Source organism: Nonomuraea sp. LP-02 (genome assembly GCF_036289125.1).
Lineage (GTDB): Bacteria > Actinomycetota > Actinomycetes > Streptosporangiales > Streptosporangiaceae > Nonomuraea > Nonomuraea bangladeshensis.
This window is the reverse complement of record NZ_JAXCLK010000001.1, coordinates 5,430,155-5,450,351: the sequence shown is the minus strand read 5'-3', so window position 1 is coordinate 5,450,351 and position 20,197 is coordinate 5,430,155. Positions and strand designations below refer to the sequence as shown.

Sequence of the window (20,197 nt, the reverse complement as noted above, 5' to 3'; positions counted from 1 at the left end):
GGATGTGGGAAGACCCCTCCATCGGCGACCCCTGGGACGCCTCCCATCTCCGGAACACCCGCTCCTGTCCCCGCCTCCGACTCTGGTTCTGGCTCTGTGGATGGCATGGTTGCCGTCCCGGTGGTGATCAACTTCGTCACCGGCGTGACGACCGCCTTCGCCGCCGGCACCGGCTGCGCTGACGAGATGGTTGCCGCTTTCGGAGCGCCCGGCCCTGTTGACGGAACGGTTGTCGTCTTTGGGACACCCGGTCCTGTTGACGGAACGGTCGTCGTCTTTGGGGCACCCGGTCCTGCTGACGGAACGGCTGCAGTCTTCGGGACGCCCGATCCCGCCGCCGGTCGGGATGCCGGCTTCGAGGTGATCTGCCCTGCCGGTGGAGTGGCTGGCGCCTTCGACGTGGCCGAGCCCGCAGAAGGCCCCAGATGCGGCGGCGACGGCGGCTGGGGAGGCTCCCCCTGAGCCGGTTGGAGCGGCTGCTGGTCGTCGGGCCGACCGTCCAGCTGGTCGTTGAGCTGGTCGTTTCCTGTCATGGCACGAGACCGCCGTCCACGCCGAGGACCTGGCCGGTGATGAAGTCGGCGTCGGGGGAGAGCAGGAACGCCACAGCACTCGCGACGTCATCAGGACGGCCGAGGCGGCCGAGCGGGGTGGCGTCGATCGTGGCGGTACGGGCGTCGGGTTCGAGCGTGGACAGCATGTCGGTCTGGATGTAGCCAGGCGCCACGGCGTTGACCCTGATCCCGGAGCGACCCAGCTCCTTGGCGGCGGCGAGGGCGAGGCCGATGAGCGCCGCCTTGGAGGCAGAGTAGACGGCCTGCCCCGGGCCGCCAGCGCGGCCCATGACCGAGGAGACGAGGACGACCGACGGAGAGGTCCCGCGTCGCAGGAGCCTGAGCGCCGCCTGCAGCGTGTGGGTCGCGCCGATCGCGTTGATCTCGAAGAGGCGGCCGACAGTCTCGGTGCGGACCATGCCGAGCAGACCAGCGGCGTGGATGCCGGCGTTGACGACGAGCGCGTCCAGACGGCCGTGGCGCTGGTGGATCCGCCGCATCATGGCCGAGATGAGGGTGGGATCGGTGACATCGCCGTGGACGGCGTCCGTCAGGCCGCCGGTCTGCGCCGCCACCTCGGCGGCGGCCTTCTCGGCGCATTCCTCGTCGCGGCCGTGGAGCACGACGCGGTCGCCGAGGGCGGCCAGCCGGGCTGCTGTCGCGCGGCCGATCCCAGTCGTCGAGCCGGTGATGAGGACGACGCGGGGGGAGGCGGTGGCACTCATGGGCCGCTGCGCGAAGCGGCCGGAGGAGGGCTCGGCTGTTGTACGGCGGGTGCCGAGGCCGGTCCACGCGGTTGCGTAGTCCATGGCGGTGCCGGCGGTGCGAGGGCTGGGGGCGGCTGTCGCTCCTGTGGCGCTGTCGCGGCTTGGCTCTGGTCGTGGGACGCCCGCTGCTTCGTCTTCGGAAGGCGCCACAGGGGCAGGGCCGCCAAGAGCCGACCCTTCTATGGCGTACGCGCTGGGGGCGCTGGGGAAAGACGGCGCGGCGGTGGGCTCGCCCGGGAGCGTCGCTTCGGCCATGAACTCGCACGGGGAAGCGATGTCACCTGCTGGGCCGCTTGTGGGCCCTGTTTCGGTGCCGGGGTCGCTGGGAGACGCCGGTGTGATGGCGTGACCGCCGGAAGGGGTCGGCTCGGCGGCTCCGGAGCCGTATGGAAAGGCCGTCTCGGTGGCGGGGCCGTGTGGAGAGGTTGCCTCGGTGGGAGGGGCGCTCTGGGAGCGGGCCGCCGGAGCAACGGGGGTGGCGCGGCTGCCGCCATGCGGTGTCGCCGTGGTGTCGCCGGTGTCCCTCAACGGTGGCGCGGGGTCGCGGCGCCCGGCCGCCTCCCGGCCCAGCGCTGGGTGCGGCACCGGATCCGATGCTGAGCCCGGCGCTGCGCCCGCTCCTGGGTCCGGTCCTGGGTCTGGTGCTGTGCCCGGTCCTGGGTGCGGCGCTGAGCCCAGTGCGGGGTCTGGTGCTGAACTCGAGGCTGTGCCCGCTCCTGGGTCCGGCGCGGAGTCCGGTGCTGAGCCCGGTGCTGTGTCTGGTCCTGAGTCCGATGCTGAGCCCGGCGCTGCGGTCGGTCCTAGGTCCGGTGCTGAGTCCGGTGTCATCGCGTCCTCCCGTGTGCGGTAGACGCTGCCTGGTCCGTTGTCATGCCGCCCCCAATGGCTCGGACGATGGCTGGCCCGGTTCATGACACCCCCGGGTGAGCCGGAGGTGAGTCGATGTGCGTCGCGAAGTGCGTCGTGGCGTCCCCCGACGCCTTCCTGTACCGTCGGCGCGCTCAGACGGCGGCGGTGCCGATGCCGTGCTTTTCGAGGAGCTCGGCCGCCGCGGCGAACGAGCTCATGTCGATCATCTCGTCGGTGTCGATCATGATGGAGAACTCGTCCTCCATCGCGGCGACCAGCGCCATGTGAGCCAGCGAGTCCCACTGCTGGATGGCGCGGTATTCGAGGTCGTCGACGGGTGCGTCGGCGGGAAGGTTGAGAGATCTGCGGAAGACGGCCCGCAACCGGTCGAGATGGCTCATGATCACTCACTAACTCTCTGTTCTCAAGCCACGACCGAGTGTAGCGGCACTTTCGGGTCCGGAGAAACCAAGGCCCCGCCGGGAGTAATGGAACCGTATAACGGCGAGTGAGGCATGTTCGGGGCTGGGAATGTCCCATGGGGCGCGCCAACCGCTACGGGGGAATGATGGACGAATCCAATCACTGGTACGGGCACTCGCGCATAATCGGCAGATACTGTGATATGCCGGACGAGACGCCGAAACGCATCCAGGGTTTCCTTCAGCACGGATGGAACTATCTGCATGGATTCCCGCCGAACGACCACTGGTGCAGCCCGGGTTATCCGCGTTTCGTATGGTCTGACGTGCTGCGCAGGCGAGGCTGGTCGATGGGCCGCAGGGGGCATTACCTCATCGGCGCGCCCTGGATCTACCTCCTCCATCTGGAGCCCGAACTGGGCGTCACCACAAAACGCGAGGGTACGATCTGGTATCCCTTCCATGGCTGGGAGAAGAGCTCCGTCAGGGGCGATCATGCCCGGCTCGCCGCCGAAATCCGAGATGTCGAGACTGGGCCGGTAACGGTCTGCCTTTACTGGCTGGAATTCGCAAATCCGGACATCCGGCAAGCGTATGAATCGCGGGGATTTCGGGTTATTTGTCATGGTGAACGCGGCTCCCGCTGGGAGAGCAAGGGGCGCGACTTCCTGCGCAAGCAGCTGATCCAGCTGCGGCGTCACCGCAGGGTGGCCTCCAACCGGCTCGGCAGCGCGCTGTTCTACGGCGCGTCCGTGGGCTGTGAGGTCGCGGTGTACGGGGACCCCATGCAGTACGAGGACGAACGCCCCGAATACGGCGGCACGGCGCGCCGGATGCGGCTCTGGCCCGAGTTGCACGGCGTGCGCGTTGATCCGGGGCTGGCGGCCGAGGTGGCGGGGCGGGAGCTGGGATTCGAGTATCAGGCGACACCGGAGGAGCTACGGCGCATGTTCGGATGGAAGCGGGTGCGGTACGCATGAACGAGGCACCCGAGAACCTCCGGTTGGTCGGGGGGGAGATGCTGCTGTGGTCGGATATGGCCGACATGTCCGGCGGCGTCACCGACTGGCGAGGGGCGGCACTTGAGCTGATCAGGCGGATGGTGCCGGCGAGCGGCAAGGTGCTGCTGGTCGGACCACACCCGCAGACGGTGGTGGACGAGGTGGTTGCCCAGGCTGGGCTGACGGGGGAGGTGTCAATCGCCCAAGCCGGCGTGGCGGGGAAGGCGCTGACCCCCCAGTCCGGCGTGGTGGGGGAGGTGCCCACCTCCCAGTCCGGCGTGGTGGGGGAGGCGCTTACCCCTCAGTCCGGCGTGGCGGGGAAGGCGCTGACCTCCCAGTCCGGCGTGGTGGGGGAGGCGTCCACCGCCCAAGTCGGGCTGTCGGCGGACGAGACAACCCTCACCCCCTTGGCGGGCAGGGTGGCTGTGCTGGTGCGGTCCTATCCTGACGCCTGCGCCCTCGCCGAACGCCACCCCGCTCTGGACGTCTTCTGCGGCAGGCTGGAGGCGTTCGCCGCCGACGAGCCGTACGATCTCGTGCTGGCGCTCGACGGCCTGCTGCGGACGCATTCCGCCGAGGCGCCCGCCGCGTCCTGGGCCGAGTCGCTCGACGCCCTGTCGGCCCTGGTCGCGCCCGGCGGGAGGCTCGTGCTCGGCGTGCACAACGACCTGGGCGTGGACCGCATCCTGGAGGCGCGCCCGGCCGACCGCGACGGCGGCGACGACCAGTGGGCGCCGCACGGTTTCGACCCCAGCTACCCCAGCGGGCCGGGAGCGCTGGACGCCGCGCTGGAGTCGGCGGGGCTGAGCGTGCAGCGCTGCTACGCGGCCTATCCGGCGCGGCAGGCGCCGCGCGCGCTGCTCGCCCGCGAGGCGCTGGCCTTCGACCTGCCGGACGCGCTGGCGTTCCCGCTGAGCGCCGGGGACGGTGACCGCATGCTGGTGGCGGACCCGCTGCGCCTGACCCGCCTGGTGTTCAGGCACCGCCTGGGCGAGGAGCTGGCCCCGGCGTGGCTCGCCGTCACCGTACGGCCCCCGCTGCTCACCAAGGAGCGGGGCGACGCCGACGCGGACGAGCGCGCGTACACGGCACTGCCCCTCGGCCTCGTCCAGGAGGGCGGCACCCTCTACGAGCTCACCCACACCGGCCTCAGGCGGCTCCCCGACGGCGGCGAACGTCCCATCCCCGCCGGCCGCGTCCTGGAGGAGATCCTCGTCGAGGCGTGTGCCCGCGAGGACACCGCGACCGTCCGCGAGCTGCTGACCGCCCTGGCGGACTGGGTGGAGGACGGCGGCGACGCGGCGGCGGCGACCGACAGCCTGGTGTACGACGGCGCCCGGTTCGCCCCCATAGGCGACCTCCAGGGCCCGGCGGCCCCGCCCGATCCCCGGATCGTCCTGTGCCGGATCCTGCTGCGGTTCGCCGTACGCCTCCAGGCGGCCGGCCACCACCACCCGTGGCCGTGGCCGCTCGACGCCGACGAGCTCACACTGACGCTGTGCGGCATGGCGGGCCGCTTCTGCGACCCGGGCGACCTCGACCGTGCCCGCAAGCTGGACGCCGAGCTGGGGCAGCCGGCGGAGCCGGCCGGGCACGCGCCGACGTACCGGGACCTGCTGGGCGCCCGCGACCGCCTGGCGGATCAGCTCACCGCGGCCCTGGCCAGGATCGCGCGGCTGGAGACCAAGCTCTCCTACCGGGAGCGCGAGCTGGTACGGGCCAAGGGAAAGCTGCGCAGGACCCAGCGGAAGGCGACCGCCTACCGGCGCACACTCGGCTACCGGCTCTCGCGCCGCCTGGCCCGGCCGCGCCGGGTCGCCAGGAAGGTCATCCGCCTGCTGTCCGGCTGAGACGACAAGACGCCCCAGACCACCCGACAGACCCAGACGACGACAGATGACGCAGCGACGACGAGGAGTACACGTGCCGGTTCTCTCGGTGATCGTCCCGTTCCACAACGTCGAGAAGTACATCGGCCCCTGCCTGGACTCCATCCGCGCCCAGACCCTGGACGACCTGGAGGTGATCTGCGTCGACGACGGCAGCGACGACCACGGCCCGGACGTCGTACGGGCCAGGCAGGCCGAGGACCCGCGCATCGCCCTCGTCATCCAGGCCAACCAGGGCGTGGGCCGGGCCCGCAACGTCGGCCTCGCCCGGGCGACGGGCCGCTACCTGGCGTTCGTGGACGGCGACGACACGGTCCCGCGCGAGGCGTTCCAGCGGATGGTCGCCTCGCTGGAGGCGACCGGCTCGGACCTGGCCTGCGGCAACGTCATGCGCCTGCACCGCAATCAGCTGGTCCCGTCGTGGGCGCACCGGGAGGCGTTCGCCAAGCCGAAGCGGCGCACCCACATCACCCGCCACCCGCTGCTGATCCGCGACCGGATGTTGTGGAACAAGGTCTACCGCCGCTCCTTCTGGGACCGGCTGGGGCTGAGCTTCCCCGAGCGCATGTACGAGGACCAGCCCGTCGCCATGGCCGCCCACGTCGGCGCGCGCTCGGTGGACGTCCTCGCCAGGGTCGTCTACCACTGGCGCGAGCGCGACGAGCCGGGCACCTCGATCACCCAGCGCAGCCTGGAGGCGGGCAACCTGCGCGACCGCCTGCTGTCGGTGCTGGAGACCGCCGACCTGCTGGCCCGCCGCGCCCCCCGGCTGAAGCCCGCCTTCGACCGCGACACGATGGACATCGACATGAGCGTCGCGGCCGAGGCCGTGGCCGGGATGGGCCGCGAGCCGGATCCCGAGTTGGTCGAGCTGATCGTCCGCTACCTCGACGGCGTGTCCCGCGAGGCGTGGCTGAGCGTGCCGTTCGCGCACCGGCTGCAGCTCCATCTCCTGCACGGGCACCGCCTGCCCGAGCTGGGCGACGTGCACGCCCAGGCCCGCGACGGCCGGCTGCGGCCACCGGTACGGCCGGCGGGGATCCTGCGCAGGCGCTGGCACGCCTGGCATCCCTGGCTGCCGGGCGGCCTGTCGGACGTCACCGAGGAGCTGGGCCTCGCCGCCCGCCTGGTGGAGCTCGGCTGGCGGCGCGGCGCCCTGGTGGGCGAGGGCCGGGTCGGCGTCGGCAGCTTCGACGTCGGCGTGCTGCGCCGGGCACGGGTGCTCGTGTGGCTGGAGGAGCGCCGCACCGGCGAGCGCGTACGGCTGTCCGACCAGGAGTCCGCGCCCGTCTGGGAGAGCGTCGAGGAGGAGGAAGGGGTGCGGCTGCCGCAGCACGTGTTCCCGTTCGCCTTCGCCTTCGACCCGGCCGCGCTCTCGGCCGCCCAGCTCACCCGGCGCGGCCAGTGGGACCTGCGCCTGCAGCTCAGGGGGCGCGGGCTGCGGCTGGAGGGCCGGGTGGCCGGGCCGCGCTGGCTGCCGCCCGGCGTCCCCGCCCCGCGGCGCGCGTCCGGCGTGTGGGTGGTGCCGGTACGCACCGCGAAGGGGGCCTGGGGCCTGCGGCTGCGCCTGGCCGAGGTGATCATCGGCGAGTGCCGGGTGGACGGCGGCGACCTGGTGTTCTCGGGGGAGCTGGCCGACGTCGGCGACGGCGAGCCGGTGCTGCGGCTGCGCCGCAGGAGCGACGGCGAGGAGATGTACTTCCCGGTGACGCTCGCCGGGCAGGACTTCCACGCCAGGGTGCCGCTCGCCGACCTCGACGAGAGCGTGGGCCAGGAGTCGTGGTGGGAGGTCGTGATCGACCAGGGCAAGGCGCTGCGCCCGCTGGTGCGCACCGGGCATCGGCCGGTCGCCCTGGTGGCCGACCGGCGTTTCCTGGTGGACCGGAGCGAGGACGGCTGCCTGCTGCTCGCCGAGCGCTGACGAGCACTGGCGAGTGCTGACGAGCACGAGCGCTGACGAGTACGAGCGCTAACGCAGGATCGCGGCCAGCGTGTCGACCACGTGGTCCTGCTCGGCGTCGGTCAGGTCGGGGAAGAGCGGCAGCGACAGCTCCTCGGCGTAGTAGGCCTCGGCGGCCGGGCACATGCCCCGCCGGTAGCCGAGATCCTCGAACACCGGATGCCAGTAGACCGGGATGTAGTTGACCTGCACGCCGATGCCGGCCGCCCGCATGCGGTCGTAGACCTCGCGCCGCCGCCCGTGGCGGACGCGCACGGGGTAGAGGTGCCAGCTCGGCGACACGTACGCGCGCCGCGCGGGCAGCGTGAGCCCGGGAACGTCGCGCAGCAGCACGTTGTAGCGGGCCACCAGCTCGGCGCGGCGCTCGCGGAAGCGGGCCAGCCGCCGGAGCTGGCTGACGCCGAGCGCGCACAGCACGTCGGGCAGCCGGTAGTTGAGCCCGAACGCGTGCACCTCCTGGTGCCAGCCGCCCACGCCGGGATCGCGCTGCGCGGCCGGCTCGCGTACGAGTCCGTGGTTCATGAAGCGGGCGGCCCGCAGCCGCAGCTCGGGGTCGGCCGCGGCGACCGCGCCGCCCTCGGCCGTGGTCACGGTCTTGGTGGGGAAGAACGAGAACGTCGTGAGGTCGGCGAGCGACCCCACCGGCTGGTCCTTGTAGGCGGCCCCCAGCGAGTGGGCCGAGTCGGCGATCAGCCGCGCCCCGGCCCGCTCGGCGACCTCCCGGAGCTGGTCGTAGTCGGCGGGATGGCCCGCGTAGTCGACGGCGGTGACCGCGCGCGTGCGGCCGGTGACGAGCGCGGTCACCGCGTCGGGATCGAGGTTGCCGGTGTCGGGTTGCACGTCGGCGAAGCGCACCCGCGCGCCGAGCAGCGCGGCCGTGGCCGCCGTCGCCACGAACGTCAGCGGCGTGGTGATGACCTCGTCGCCCGGCCGCACGCCCGCCGCGACGTAGGCGACGTGCAGCGCGGCGGTGCCGGAGGTGACCGCCACGCACGGCACGCCGCCGGTCCAGCGCGCCAGCTCGGACTCGAACGCGGCCACCGCGGGCCCGGTGGTCAGCCAGTCGCCGCGCAGCACGGTGGTGACCGCCGCCACGTCGCTCTCGTCGACGGAGTGCCGTCCGTAGGGGAGCATCAGCCGGTCACCATGTCGCGCAGGTCGTCGACGGAGAGCCACTGGTCGTTGGTGTCGGAGCGGTAGGCGAAGCCCTCGGGCAGCAGCTCCCCGCTCTGCGGCGGGCGGTAGCCCCAGGTGGCGATCGTGGGCTGCACGACGTAGCGGTCGGCCAGCCGCAGTGTGCGGCGGCCGTCGTCGGGGCCGATCATCTCCTCGTGCAGCTTCTCGCCGGGCCGGATGCCGACCTCGTAGAGGGGGCTCTGCGGCGCCAGCGCCTCGGCGAGGTCGGTGATGCGCATGCTGGGGATGCGCGGGACGTAGAGCTCGCCGCCCTGCATCAGCTCGAAGGAGTCGACGACGAACCGGACGGCCTGGTCGAGGGTGATCCAGAACCGGGTCATGCGCTTGTCGGTGATCGGCAGGCTGTCGCCCTGCTCGGCGAGGCGCTGGAACAGCGGGATCACCGAGCCCCTGCTGCCCACGACGTTGCCGTAGCGGACAACGGAGAAGCGGGTCTCGTGGGCGGCGGCGTAGTGGTTGGCGGAGACGAACAGCTTGTCGGCGACGAGCTTGGTGGCCCCGTAGAGGTTGATCGGGCTGGAGGCCTTGTCGGTGGACAGCGCCACCACCTTGCGCACGCCGCAGTCGATGGCGGCCTCCACCACGTTCTGGGAGCCGGCGATGTTGGTGCGGACGTATTCGAACGGGTTGTACTCGGCCGTGTCGACCTGCTTGAGCGCGGCGGCGTGCACGACGTGGTCGACGCCGTGCATGGCCCTGGTGAGCCGGTCGCGGTCGCGGACGTCGCCGATGAACCAGCGCAGCCGCTCGTCGTCGGCGAAGAGCCGGCGCACTTCGTACTGCTTGAGCTCGTCGCGGGAGAAGACCACCAGGCGCCGCACCCCGACCGAGTCGAGCGCGTGGCGGATGAAGGCCTTTCCGAAAGACCCCGTGCCCCCGGTGATCAACATCGACGACCCATGGAGAATGCTCACGTCGCCCCCTGAAATCGTGTGCCGGGCGGTAGCATAACGCGATCGGCCTATGACGCACTGTCACACGGGGGAATGGGGCTTTCGTGCGTATTGTCGGAATCGTTCAGGCCAGGATGGGATCCACCCGGCTGCCCGGCAAGGTGCTCCGACAACTCGGCGACGGTGGCCGGTCGGTGCTCGGCTGGGTGGTCCGCGCGGCCCGTGAGTCGGCCGCGCTCGACGAGCTGATCGTCGCCACCACCACGCTCCCCGAGGACGACGCGGTGGCCGCCGAGTGCGCCGCGCTCGATGTCCGCTGCCACCGCGGCCCGGTCGACGACGTGCTCACCCGGTTCACGCAGGCGCTGGAGGGGCGGCCCAGCGAGGCCGTCATGCGGTTCACCGCCGACTGCCCGCTGCTCGACCCGACGGTCGTCAGGGAGGCCGCGCTCGTCTTCCAGGCCGTCCCGGGGCTCGACTACCTCAGCACGAGCCTGGCCCGCACCCTGCCGCGCGGTCTCGACGTCGAGATCATCGCGCGGGCGGCGCTGGATCGCTGCGACCGCGAGGCCGTCGCCCACCACCGCGTCCACGTCACCTCCCACATCTACACCGAGGCCGCCGGCGACGCCCGGCTGCTCGGGCTCGCCTACCAGCCGGTCGCCGCCGACCTCCGGCTGACGCTCGACACCGAGGACGACTGGCTGCTCATCTCCCGTGTGGTGAGCGAGCTCGGCGACCGCTGCGTGCCGATGCGGGCGCTGGTGAGCTGGCTGCGCGCCCGCCCCGAGGTGTGCGGGCTCAACGCCCACGTACGCCAGAAGGCGCTGCAGGACGCGTGAGCGCCGGGCCGCGCGTCGGAATCCGCTGCGACGCGGGCGCGGGCAGCGGGGTCGGCCACCTCGTCCGCTGCGTCGCCCTGGCCGAGGAGCTGCGCTCGCGCGGCGCGCGCCCGGTCTTCCTGGGAGCGGTGCGCGACTCGCCCTGGGCGCTCGCCCAGCTCCGCGAGCGCGTCCTCCCGCTCACCCCCGCCCCCGAGTCGCCGGCCGCGCTGGCCCGCGCGCTCCGGCTGGACGCGGTCGTCCTCGACTCCTACCACCTGCCGCCCGGCACGGGCGAGGAGCTGCGCCGTCACGGGCTGCCCGTGCTCGCCGTCGTCGACGGCGACCCGCTCGGCCAGCACGCCGACCTCTACCTCGACCAGAACCTCGGCGCCGAACGCCGCCCGTTCCCCGCCGGGCCGGTGCTGGCCGGCGCCCGCTACGTCCTGCTGCGCGACAGCGTACGCCGACGCGCCCGCGCCCCCCGCCGCCCCGACCGCGTCCCGGACGTCCTGTGCTTCTTCGGCGGCACCGACGCCGCCGGGGTCGCCCCCGCCTGGGCGGAGGCCCTGTGCGCGACCGGCATGCCGTTCACCGCCACGGTGGTGAGCCCGGCCCCGTTCCCGGCCCCGTTGGCAGATGGGGCGTCGATCACCGTCATCCCGCCCACCGACCGGCTGCCGGAGCTGATGGCCGCGGCCGACCTCGTGGTCACCGCCGCGGGCTCGGCCATCTGGGAGCTGCTCTACCTCGGCGTGCCCACGGCGCTCAGCTGGGTGGCCGACAACCAGCTCATCGGCTACGACGAGCTGGTGGGCAGGGGCGTGGCGGCGGGGCTCGGCCCCGCGCCCGGCCCCGAGGCGGTCGCCGTCCTGGCCCGCCTGCTGTCCGACCCGGCCGTCCGGGAGGAGCACGGCCGCCGGGGCGGCGGGCTGGTGGACGGCCGGGGCAGGGAGCGCGTCGCGGACGCGCTCCTAGCTCTGGTCAGATGAGGTCCCAGGTCAGCGGCGTGCCCTTCGGCACGTCGCGGACGAAACGCCGCCCCGTCACCTCGCGCACCGCGTCCGGCGGCAACCCCCCGGCAGGCCGGATCGACCGAACGTTGCCAGGACCCACCTCCTCCCCGGCCCGCACGTCACGCACCACGTAGAGGGAGCGGCGAAAGCGCAGCCCTTCCCGCTCGGACGGCCGCGGCCCGAGCACCGGCTCGCCCAGCGCCTCCCAGGCCCGCGCGCTCTCCGTCACCAGCGCCGCCAGTTCGGCCGGCTCCAGCGAGAACGCGGCGTCCACCCCGCCGTCGACCCGCGCCAGGGTGACATGCTTCTCGATCAGGCACGCCCCCAGCGCCACCGCCGCCAGCGGCACGCCGATGCCGGGCGTGTGGTCGGAGACGCCGACGACCTCGCCGGTGAGCGCGGCCAGCAGCGGCAGCGCCCGCAGGTTGCTCTCCGCCGGCGCGGCCGGGTAGGAGGCCGTGCAGGCCAGCACGGCGAGCCGGGTGCAGCCCGCCTCCCTGGCGGCGGTCACGGCCGCGCCGATCTCGCCGGCCGTCCCCATGCCGGTCGAGATGATCAGCGGCTTGCCTGTGGCCGCGGCGAGCCGGATCAGCGGCAGGTCCACCAGCTCGGACGAGGCGATCTTGTACGCCGGCACGTCCAGCTTCTCCAGGAACTCGACCGCCGTCGGGTCGAACGGCGAGGAGAAGGCGGCGAGCCCCCGCTCCCGCGCCCGCGCGAACAGCGGCTCGTGCCACTCCCACGGAGTGCGGGCCCGCTGATAGAGGTCGTAGAGGCGTTCGCCGCCCCACAGCGAGTGCGCGTCGCCCAGCCGGAACGCCGGCCCGTCGGCGTCGACGGTCAGCGTGTCCGGACTGTACGTCTGCAGCTTCACCGCGTGCGCCCCGGCGTCGGCCACCGCGTCGATGATGGCGAGGGCCCGCTCCAGGCTGCCGTTGTGGTTGCCGGACAGCTCGGCCACGACGTACGGAGGATGACCGGGCCCGATGGCCCGGCCCGCGATGGAGATCATGTGTGTTCCCTCCTGAGCTCGATGGCGACGACGTCGCGCGGCACCCCGTCGACGTCCCGGCGGTAGGCGGCGACCTCGATGAAGCCGAAGCGCCGGTGCAGCGACCTGACCGGCGCGTTGTCGGCCAGCACCTCGCCCCGCAGGACCGTCAGGCCGAGCGGGCCGAAGGCGTGCGCGATGGCCGCACGCTCCAGCCCGGCCCAGGCCCGCAGCAGCGCGCCCGACCGTTCGAGGCCGTCGAGGTCGAGGTAGAAGCCCCAGTCGGCGCTCGCGGGCGTCAGGCCGGAGTAGGCGACCACGCCTGCGGGGACGCCGTCGTGGTCGTAGATCAGCACCTGGCGGGTGGCGTCGGCGCGGACGGCCGCCCACCAGCGGGCGTGCTCGTCGGCGCCGATCTCGTGCGTGGTGAAGCTGGCGGCGCGCACCCGCGGGTGGTTGCGCCAGCGCCGCATGGCCGGGAGGTCGTCGTCGTGCGCGCCGCGAAGCATTCCGCCCCCTACCGTTCGTGCCCGTCCTGATGCTCAACGTAGCCGATCGCGCCGCCGGTAAAGAGCTCTTCAGGCGCGCGTCCCCGGCGCGGGCGGCGCGGCATGCTGCCCTCGAACGCACTCCCGCGAGGTCAAGGAGCCCCATCGGCCATGATCCCCCTGCTCAGCGTCATCGTCCCGTTCCACAACGTGGAGCCCTACATCACCGAGTGCCTGAAGTCGCTCGCCGTCCAGACGCTGGACGACCTGGAGGTCGTCATGGTGGACGACGGCTCCGCCGACGGCAGCAGGCGCGTCGCCGAGGACTTCGCCGCCGCCGATCCCCGGTTCGTGCTGGTCACGCAGCGCAACCAGGGCCCCGGGCCGGCCCGCAACGCCGGGATCCGGCTGGCGCGGGGCACGTACCTGGCCTTCGCCGACGCCGACGACGTCGTGCCGCCGGAGGCGTACGAGCGGATGGTCGCCAAGCTCGCCGAGACCGGCTCCGACCTCGCCTGCGGGGCGGTGGGGCGGCTCGTGGACGGCGTGCTGGAGGAGTCCACGCTGCACGAGAAGGTGTTCAGGCGGCCGGTGCTGTGCACGCACATCACCGACAAGCAGGTGCTGGTGCGCGACCGCACGGTGTGGAACAAGGTCTACCGGCGGGACTTCTGGGAGCGCGCCGGGCTGACCTTCCCCGCCGGGATCTACGAGGACGTGCCGGTCGCCATGCAGGCCCACGTGCTGGCCGGCAGCGTGGACATGCTGGGCGAGGTGGTCTACCACTGGCGGCGGCGCGAGGAGGGGGAGGACTCGATCACCCAGCGCCGCAACGAGCTGTCCAACCTCAACGAGCGCCTGGCCGCCATCCGCTCGGTGCGCGCCTTCCTCGACGAGCGGGCGCCCGAGCTGCTCGACGGCTTCGACGCGCTGGTGCTGGAGAAGGACATCCTCTTCCTGTTCCAGGCGCTGGAGAGGTGCGCGGAGCCGGGCCCGCTGCTCGACCTGGCCCGCGCCTGGGTGGCCGAGCTGGGGCCGCGGGCGGTGGCCACCGCGCCGTCGCTGCGCCGCCTGGAGCTGCACCTGATGACGAGGGGGCTGGTGGCGGAGCTGCGGAAGGTACGCGACTTCCGCCGCGCCCGCGCCGAGTCCGGCACCCGCGTGGTGCCGCGCGGCTGGCGCACCACCGGCTGGTACGGCGACTACCCGTTCTTCCGCGACCGCCGGCTGCGCATCCCGGACGAGGTGTTCGACGCCCGCGACGAGCTCAGGCTGCTGGCCAGGGTCGACTCCTGCGAGTGGACGGGCGCGGAGTACCGCGTGCGCGGCGAGCTGGCCGTCCACCGCGTGGACCGGCGCATCGACCGCGTGAACCTGTGGCTGAGCGACGGCCGCCGCAAGGTGCCGCTGGAGGTGAGCAGGACGGGCCGCGGCGGGTTCGTGGCCGCGTTCGACCCGGCCAGGCTGGCGGGCGGCGGGCCGGTCTGGCGGCTCCAGGCCCGTACGGAGACCCGCGGCCTGGTGCTGAAGGGCTGGTGCAGGGACGGCGAGGCCGGGGGGACGTGGCGATTCACCGTGCCGGGTTGGTCAAGAACCGGCCAGGACATCCCCCAGTAGTTCCAGACAGTAATCGCCGGAGCGCGGCCCGTGTTCATGCTGGTCTGCATGAGGACCTATTCGCTCGATGACGTCCACGAGACACGCAAGCGGAGAGACTCCTGGTGGACCGTGTATTTCGTGGACCCGGTCGCCTGCCGGGTCGCCCTCCCCGTCGCCAACCACACCCGGATCACGCCCAACGGGCTGACCGTCCTCTCGCTGGTCCTCGGTGTGGCGTCGGCCACCTGTTTCGCTATGAACCAGCTCGTAGCGGGCGCCGCGGTCTTCTATCTCAGCTTCATGATCGACTGCGTGGACGGCAAAATCGCCCGGCTGAAGGGCACGGGGACGCCCTTCGGCCTCTGGCTCGACTACGTCGGGGACCGGATCAGGGTCGTGCTGTGCGCCGCGGGCCTGGCGTACGGGCAGTACGCGCTGACCGGCGAGGTCGGCTACGTGGTCCTCGGCGCGGGGGTGGCCGTGCTGGACCTGTTCAGGTACGTCAACGCGCCGCAGATGAAGCGGGTCCGCGAGGCCGTCAGGGACGAGCGCCAGGGGGTGGCGCACGGGACGGCGGAGCCGCTGGGACCGGCACTGGAGCCCATGGGGCCGCCGGAGCTGGACGATGACACCCAGCCGCTGGAGCGGGTCCCGCGCCCGTCCGGCTTCTTCCGCCGGCTGAACAGGTTCCTGGCCCGGCACCGGGTGCGTTCGCACCTGATCAGCGGCATCGAGTTCCACGCGGCGGTGTTCGTGATCGCGCCTCTTGCGGGGGCATGGGCGCTGATCCCGCTCGCCGCGGCGGCCGGGGTGCTGCTGCTGGCCAACGAGGTCTTTCTTGTCTACCGGATGTGGCGCTTCACGCGCAGGCACGCCGTCGCCTCCTCTCGGGAGAGCCGAGAGCACGTTCTCGTCTAAGTTTTTCGGGGGTTAGTACGAAATGTCCGACAGGCCAGTCTTCGTCATCGGATGCCCGCGCTCCGGCACCACGATGCTCCAGCTCATGCTGCACTCGCACCCGCACATGGCGGTGCCGCCCGAGACCCGCTTCCTCGTTCCCGCCTACTACCGCCGCCGCGCCTGGGGCGACCTGCGGATCGCCTCGCGCCGCAGGGCGCTCGCGCAGTGGATCGCGACCGACCGCAGCACCAAGTTCCGCGAGCTCAAGATCGACAAGGACGAGTTCGTCCAGCAGGCGGTCGAGGGCCCCGGCTCGCTCGGCTCCGTGATCGGCACGGCCTTCCGCATGTACGCCGACCGCTTCCACAAGGCCCGCTGGGGCGACAAGCGCCCGAGCTACGTCAAGCAGGTCGACATGCTGCTGCGGCTCTTCCCCGACGCCCAGTTCGTCCACCTCATCAGGGACGGCCGCGACTGCGTGGCCTCGCTGAAGGAGATGCCCTGGTACACCCTGGACTCCTTCCACGCCGTCTCCACCTGGGCCGAGGCGATCGACGCGGGGATCAAACTCAAGCGCACCCTGCCCGAGGACACCTACTACGAGCTGCGCTACGAGGACCTCACCGACGACCCCGCGACCGAGCTGAAGAAGCTCTGCCACTTCCTGGAGGAGGACTTCTCCGCCTCGATGATCTCCCCGCGCGAGGCGGCCAGCGTCGCGGTGCCCGAGCACAAGGTCTGGCACAGCAACACGCACGGCGAGGTCATCCGCAGCCGCGTCGGGAGCTGGGCCAACCGGCTGGACGACTGGGAGATCTCCCTGTGCGAGCACATGCTCGGCGACCGCCTGGAGTCCATGGGCTACGAGCTGACCGGCGCGGCCAGGCCGGCCAAGGAGCACATCATCGCCGCCCAGAAGACCATGCAGAAGCGCAAGGCCAGCCGCATGCGCAAGCACATGCGCGACCGCTTCAACCGGCTGCGCGAGCCCAGCCCGGTGGCCGCCATGCTGACCACGCGCCAGCGCTCGCTGGCCGGCGTCCCGCGCCAGCGCACCGAGATCACCGAGCCCGCCATCTAGCGTCGATTCAGCGATCGACGTGGGCGAACAGCCGCTCCCAGTCGTCCAGCACGTGGTCGAGGCGGAACGCCTCGGCCCGTGCGCGGGCGTCGGCCCCCAGCCGCCGCCGCTCCTCCACCGAGTCCGCCAGCCGGCCCAGCTCGGCCGCGAAGGCGTCCACGTCCCCCGGCGGCACCAGCACCTGGCCCGCCGCGTGCACCCCGCCCGAGACGTCGAAGGCCACCGACGGCACCCCGTGCGCCCCCGACTCCAGCAGCACGACCGGCAGGCCCTCGTGCTCGCTGGTCAGCCCCAGCACCGACGCCGCCAGGTACTCGGCGGACATGTCCGCGGCCGGGACCAGGCCGCGGAAGACCACCCGGCCCGCCACGCCCTCCCGCCCGGCGTGCGCGCGCAGCCGCTCCCGCTCGCCGCCGTCGCCGATCAGGTGCAGCTCCCACGGCTCCGGCAGGCCCGAACGGGCGAACGCGCTGATCAGCCGGTCGAACCGCTTGACCCCCTCCAGCCGGCCGACGCCCAGCACCCGGGGGACGTCGAGCGCGGCCATCCGCTCCGGCCAGCGGGCCAGCGGGTTGGGCAGCGCCCGGGCGTTCGGCAGCAGGGCATGCTCGGCGAAGCTCCAGGCGTCGTCCTCGCTCAGGAAGACCGCCTGGTCGAGGTCGGCGTAGTGCTTCCTGATCGAGCCCAGGTGCCAGCAGCCGCGGGCGTGGTCGTAGGAGCCGTGGTACTGGCCGATCGACCGGAACCCGGCGGGCAGCAGGTCGCGCACCCGGATCACCGCGGACGGCGAGGTCATCACCGCGTACCCCGGCGCGATGCGGCCGAGCAGCCGGCGCAGCCGCCGGTCGGCGCGGACGCGGGCCAGGCGGTTGCCGGGCTCGGCGCGGCTGATCACGTGGTGGTGGTAGCGCGGGCGGTCCACGTACCGGAACGGGGAGCGGGCCCGGTGCAGGCCGATGACGTGCACCTCGTGGCCGCGCCCCGCCAGGCCCTGGGCGAGGGTGTGCGTGACCTGCTGGATGCCGCCCAGCGTGTCGGCGTCCACGCAGGCGAAGACGACGCGGCTCATCGGCGGGCCCCCACCCGGAAGAAGTCGTCGACGATCCGCGCCGCCGCGTCGCCGCGCTCGTCGGCGCACCACAGCTCGCGGAAGGCCGCGTAACGTGCGGCGTGAGCCGCGTGCTCCTCGTCCAGGCGCCGCAGCACGTCCACCAGCTCCTCGGTCGTGGTGACGCACGGGCCGGGGGCGATGGCGGGCAGGTCGTGGTAGACGCCGCGCTCGGACAGCCGGTAGTCGTCCCAGTCGTCGAGGTAGAACACCATCGGTCTGCCGGTGATCGCGTAGTCGCACATCAGGGACGAGTAGTCGGTGAGCAGCGCGTCCGAGGCCAGCATCAGGTCGTTGACCTCCGGATACCGCCCGGCGAAGCGGACGAAGTGCCTGAGGTGCTCGGGCGTCTCGTAGCGCTCCACCGGATGGGTGCGCAGCACCACCACCCACTCCCCGGCCAGCTCCTCGGCCAGCAGCTCCAGGTCGGCCCGTACGGACTGGCCGCTGCCCATGGCCCGGTCGCGGTAGGTGGGCGCGTAGAGCAGGACCCGCCGTCCCGGCGGAAGGTCCAGGATCCCGCGTACGTCGCCGGTCGGCTCGCCGCGCACCAGGGCGTCGCAGCGCGGCGTCCCGTACCGGTAGACCTTGCCGGTGTAGCCGTTGGACGGCACGAAGATGCGGGAGAACTCCGCGCTCGGCGACACCAGCGCGTCCCACCGCGCCACTGCCGCGCGCCACTGGGCGCGCGGCCGGTCGAAGTCGGCGCGCAGGTCGGGCGCGTCGAAGCCGATCGACTTGATGCCCTGGCCGTGCCAGGTCTGCAGGTAGCGGGTGCCGCGCGGCTTCGGGTAGTCCAGCGGGAAGCCGTGGCTGTCCACCCAGATGCCGGCCCGCGCCATCGTCCACAGGTGGCGCCAGCTTCCGCGCCGTACCCGCCGGGCGCCGCGCGGGGCGTCGTTGCGGCCCTTGGCCAGCGACCAGACGACCTCGATCGGCAGGTCGCGGCGGCGCAGTTCCTCGTAGATGGCGCGCGGGCTGCCGCAGCAGCCCTTGCCGACGTCGGACTCGAACAGGGCGAGGTCCGGACGCGGGCGCAGCACCTTGACGAGCACCTTGTACGCCCGCAGTTTGTTCCGGGGCGTGCCGACCTGCCGCACGAACCTCCGCCACAGCCGCTCGCGCGGCCGCCGCCGGGTGCGTGTTGCCCGTACGCACAGGTAGGCCGCGTGCCCCTCGGCCTGCACCAGGCCGCCGGGCAGCTCGATCGGCCGCAGGCGCGGGTCCACGATGATCCGGTCGGTCGTGGTGTGCCCGTCGGAGACGCGGGTGAAGCCGATCCTCGGCTCGCACTTCCCGTCAGGCGTGAAGGCGACCTCGCAGACGTAGCCGCCCTCGCCCGACGGCTCCGGCCTGATCGGCACGCGTTCCCTGCCGGCCTGCAGGAACGCCGTCCAGTCCGCCGGCAGCGCGCCGAACGGGTCGAAGGTGCGTACGGTCATCCGCACCCGGTCCCCGTCGCGGACCAGCTCGCTCGCCTCGTGCCGCAGCCGGGCGGCGGCGAAGGGCAGCTCGGCCAGCCGCAGCGGGGTGATGTCCAGGCCGGGGGAGACCGTCGTCCCCCAGTACGTGCGCCCGTCGAGCCGTACCGCCGCCCGCGGCGCGGCCCGCTGCCCGGTGAGCGAGCCGGCCGCGATGCGCAGGTCCTCGATCCGGTCGTCGAGGATGAGCCGGCAGCAGACCCGCTCCAGGGGCGCGGCCTCCTCCATCACCTCGGCCGGGATCCGCGCCAGGTACGGCCGGACGATCGAGGCGAACTCCTTGACCCACACCAGGTCGCGGGAGGGCAGCGGGTTGAGGTAGACCCGCAGGTCCTGCCGGACGAAGCGGCGCTGCCGGTGCGGCACCAGGTCGCCGGCCCCGTGGGCGCGCAGCCGGTCGTCGCTCCTGCGGGCGGCGAGGACCCGCTGCCGGACGTTGTCCAGGTCGTCGACGCTCAGCGAGATCGAGACGCCGTCGCAGGCGCGGTGCCAGTGGTAGACCGTCCACGGGACGATCGCGAAGCGGCGGGCGAGGGCGTACAGGTCGGCGGCGAAGACGTGGTCCTCGTAGTCGAGGTCCTCGGGGAAGCGCAGCTCCCGCTCGCGCAGCCAGGCCACGTCGTAGAGCTTGTTGGTGCTGAAGGAGTCGAGGAACAGCTCCGGGTCCTCGCGGATGCCGGCCACCACGCGGCGGCGGGCGAACAGCGACGGGTAGTACGGCCGCAGCTTGCCGTTGGTCTCGTACAGGCGGGAGATCTGTCCCGAGACGAACTGCGCGCCGGTGCGCTCGATCTCGGCGAGCAGGCTCTTGCAGGCGTGCCGGGGCAGCTCGTCGTCGCTGTCGAGGAACATGACGTACGGGGCCGCCGCGGCGTCCGCGCCGTCGTTGCGCGGCGCCCCGCAGTGCCCGCTGTTGACCTTCCTGCGCACGTAGCGCACCCGCGGGTCCTGCGCGGCCAGGCTCGCGGCCACCTCCGGCGTGCCGTCCGTGCTCGCGTCGTCGGCGATGATTACTTCAAGGTCGCGCAGCGACTGGCGGAGCACGGAGCGCACGGCCCTGGGCAGGCGGGCGGCGTCGTTGTACGTGATGACGACCACGCTGCAGTCCGGCATCCCAAGTCCCCCCGCTGGTCGAACCATCTGCGGGGAGGGCCCTGCCCCCGAGCTGCGGGAAGTGTCC

At 72.7% G+C, this 20,197-nt stretch carries 17 protein-coding genes; 9 read left to right on the top strand and 8 right to left on the bottom strand.

Translation table 11 applies throughout. The features are described from left to right. Positions 1–123: 123 nt before the first annotated feature. Complete coding sequence (locus SMD20_RS25215) at positions 124–462, top strand: hypothetical protein (RefSeq protein ID WP_329585330.1); 339 nt, start codon at positions 124–126, stop codon at positions 460–462. 67 nt (positions 463–529) lie between these two features. On the opposite strand, the gene SMD20_RS25210 is transcribed toward SMD20_RS25215, so the two are convergent. Both SMD20_RS25210 and SMD20_RS25205 read right to left on the bottom strand, forming a co-directional pair. Then, positions 530–1,363, bottom strand: a complete 834-nt coding sequence (locus SMD20_RS25210) for an SDR family NAD(P)-dependent oxidoreductase (protein WP_329585327.1) — start codon at positions 1,361–1,363, stop codon at positions 530–532. A gap of 959 nt (positions 1,364–2,322) precedes the next feature. Further along, a complete protein-coding gene (locus SMD20_RS25205; protein WP_329585324.1) occupies positions 2,323–2,571 on the bottom strand; it encodes an acyl carrier protein in 249 nt (82 codons plus the stop codon). Between the two features lie 137 nt (positions 2,572–2,708). On the opposite strand from SMD20_RS25205, the gene SMD20_RS25200 reads away from it, so the two are divergent. The 3 genes from SMD20_RS25200 (at position 2,709) to SMD20_RS25190 (ending at position 7,403) form a co-directional block, all read left to right on the top strand. Beyond that, positions 2,709–3,572: a hypothetical protein gene (locus SMD20_RS25200; RefSeq protein WP_329585321.1), complete on the top strand. Its 864-nt coding sequence runs from the start codon at positions 2,709–2,711 to the stop codon at positions 3,570–3,572. After that, a complete protein-coding gene (locus tag SMD20_RS25195) occupies positions 3,569–5,443 on the top strand; it encodes a hypothetical protein (RefSeq protein ID WP_329585318.1) in 1,875 nt (624 codons plus the stop codon). The genes SMD20_RS25200 and SMD20_RS25195 overlap by 4 nt, the downstream gene beginning before the upstream one ends. A gap of 73 nt (positions 5,444–5,516) precedes the next feature. Continuing rightward, a complete protein-coding gene (locus tag SMD20_RS25190) occupies positions 5,517–7,403 on the top strand; it encodes a glycosyltransferase family 2 protein (RefSeq protein WP_329585315.1) in 1,887 nt (628 codons plus the stop codon). 48 nt (positions 7,404–7,451) lie between these two features. Here SMD20_RS25190 and SMD20_RS25185 read toward each other — a convergent pair whose 3' ends face one another. Next, on the bottom strand, positions 7,452–8,576 hold the full coding sequence (locus SMD20_RS25185; protein WP_329585312.1) for a DegT/DnrJ/EryC1/StrS family aminotransferase: 1,125 nt from the start codon (positions 8,574–8,576) through the stop codon (positions 7,452–7,454). Next, entirely contained in the window at positions 8,576–9,553 is a 978-nt protein-coding gene (pseB, locus tag SMD20_RS25180; protein WP_329585310.1) for a UDP-N-acetylglucosamine 4,6-dehydratase (inverting), read from the bottom strand. The genes SMD20_RS25185 and pseB overlap by 1 nt, the downstream gene beginning before the upstream one ends. Before the next feature lie 83 nt (positions 9,554–9,636). Here pseB and SMD20_RS25175 point away from each other — a divergent pair, with 83 nt between their 5' ends. Both SMD20_RS25175 and SMD20_RS25170 read left to right on the top strand, forming a co-directional pair. Next, positions 9,637–10,374, top strand: a complete 738-nt coding sequence (locus tag SMD20_RS25175) for a cytidylyltransferase domain-containing protein (RefSeq protein ID WP_329585307.1) — start codon at positions 9,637–9,639, stop codon at positions 10,372–10,374. Further along, positions 10,371–11,345, top strand: a complete 975-nt coding sequence (locus SMD20_RS25170; protein WP_329585305.1) for a PseG/SpsG family protein — start codon at positions 10,371–10,373, stop codon at positions 11,343–11,345. Before SMD20_RS25175 ends, SMD20_RS25170 begins: the two co-directional genes overlap by 4 nt. Here SMD20_RS25170 and pseI read toward each other — a convergent pair. Further along, positions 11,338–12,381 carry a pseudaminic acid synthase gene (pseI, locus tag SMD20_RS25165; protein ID WP_329585303.1) on the bottom strand — a complete coding sequence of 348 codons (1,044 nt, stop codon included), beginning with the start codon at positions 12,379–12,381 and terminating at the stop codon, positions 11,338–11,340. The two genes, SMD20_RS25170 and pseI, sit on opposite strands and share 8 nt — an antisense overlap. Then, positions 12,378–12,869 carry a GNAT family N-acetyltransferase gene (locus tag SMD20_RS25160; protein ID WP_329585301.1) on the bottom strand — a complete coding sequence of 164 codons (492 nt, stop codon included), beginning with the start codon at positions 12,867–12,869 and terminating at the stop codon, positions 12,378–12,380. The genes pseI and SMD20_RS25160 overlap by 4 nt, the downstream gene beginning before the upstream one ends. 150 nt (positions 12,870–13,019) lie before the next feature. Here SMD20_RS25160 and SMD20_RS25155 point away from each other — a divergent pair, with 150 nt between their 5' ends. The 3 genes from SMD20_RS25155 to SMD20_RS25145 are packed head-to-tail and all read left to right on the top strand — an operon-like array spanning position 13,020 to position 16,428. Further along, on the top strand, positions 13,020–14,465 hold the full coding sequence (locus SMD20_RS25155; protein WP_329585299.1) for a glycosyltransferase family 2 protein: 1,446 nt from the start codon (positions 13,020–13,022) through the stop codon (positions 14,463–14,465). A gap of 48 nt (positions 14,466–14,513) precedes the next feature. Then, on the top strand, positions 14,514–15,365 hold the full coding sequence (locus SMD20_RS25150; protein WP_329585296.1) for a CDP-alcohol phosphatidyltransferase family protein: 852 nt from the start codon (positions 14,514–14,516) through the stop codon (positions 15,363–15,365). Positions 15,366–15,387: 22 nt separating this feature from the next. Continuing rightward, positions 15,388–16,428 carry a sulfotransferase family protein gene (locus SMD20_RS25145; protein ID WP_329585293.1) on the top strand — a complete coding sequence of 347 codons (1,041 nt, stop codon included), beginning with the start codon at positions 15,388–15,390 and terminating at the stop codon, positions 16,426–16,428. A 7-nt stretch (positions 16,429–16,435) separates the two neighbouring features. On the opposite strand, the gene SMD20_RS25140 is transcribed toward SMD20_RS25145, so the two are convergent. Continuing rightward, entirely contained in the window at positions 16,436–17,497 is a 1,062-nt protein-coding gene (locus SMD20_RS25140; protein ID WP_329585291.1) for a glycosyltransferase, read from the bottom strand. Then, on the bottom strand, positions 17,494–20,130 hold the full coding sequence (locus SMD20_RS25135; protein ID WP_329585288.1) for a bifunctional glycosyltransferase/CDP-glycerol:glycerophosphate glycerophosphotransferase: 2,637 nt from the start codon (positions 20,128–20,130) through the stop codon (positions 17,494–17,496). Before SMD20_RS25135 ends, SMD20_RS25140 begins: the two co-directional genes overlap by 4 nt. Positions 20,131–20,197 lie beyond the last annotated feature (67 nt).

Coding starts and splice junctions, on each gene's coding strand:
- SMD20_RS25210 (WP_329585327.1), bottom strand. CDS start 1,363: ATGGACTACGCAACCGCGTGGACCGGCCTCGGCACCCGCCGTACAACA.
- SMD20_RS25205 (WP_329585324.1), bottom strand. CDS start 2,571: ATGAGCCATCTCGACCGGTTGCGGGCCGTCTTCCGCAGATCTCTCAAC.
- SMD20_RS25200 (WP_329585321.1), top strand. CDS start 2,709: ATGGGGCGCGCCAACCGCTACGGGGGAATGATGGACGAATCCAATCAC.
- SMD20_RS25195 (WP_329585318.1), top strand. CDS start 3,569: ATGAACGAGGCACCCGAGAACCTCCGGTTGGTCGGGGGGGAGATGCTG.
- SMD20_RS25185 (WP_329585312.1), bottom strand. CDS start 8,576: ATGCTCCCCTACGGACGGCACTCCGTCGACGAGAGCGACGTGGCGGCG.
- pseI (WP_329585303.1), bottom strand. CDS start 12,381: ATGATCTCCATCGCGGGCCGGGCCATCGGGCCCGGTCATCCTCCGTAC.
- SMD20_RS25160 (WP_329585301.1), bottom strand. CDS start 12,869: ATGCTTCGCGGCGCGCACGACGACGACCTCCCGGCCATGCGGCGCTGG.
- SMD20_RS25155 (WP_329585299.1), top strand. CDS start 13,020: ATGATCCCCCTGCTCAGCGTCATCGTCCCGTTCCACAACGTGGAGCCC.
- SMD20_RS25150 (WP_329585296.1), top strand. CDS start 14,514: ATGAGGACCTATTCGCTCGATGACGTCCACGAGACACGCAAGCGGAGA.
- SMD20_RS25145 (WP_329585293.1), top strand. CDS start 15,388: ATGTCCGACAGGCCAGTCTTCGTCATCGGATGCCCGCGCTCCGGCACC.
- SMD20_RS25140 (WP_329585291.1), bottom strand. CDS start 17,497: ATGAGCCGCGTCGTCTTCGCCTGCGTGGACGCCGACACGCTGGGCGGC.
- SMD20_RS25135 (WP_329585288.1), bottom strand. CDS start 20,130: ATGCCGGACTGCAGCGTGGTCGTCATCACGTACAACGACGCCGCCCGC.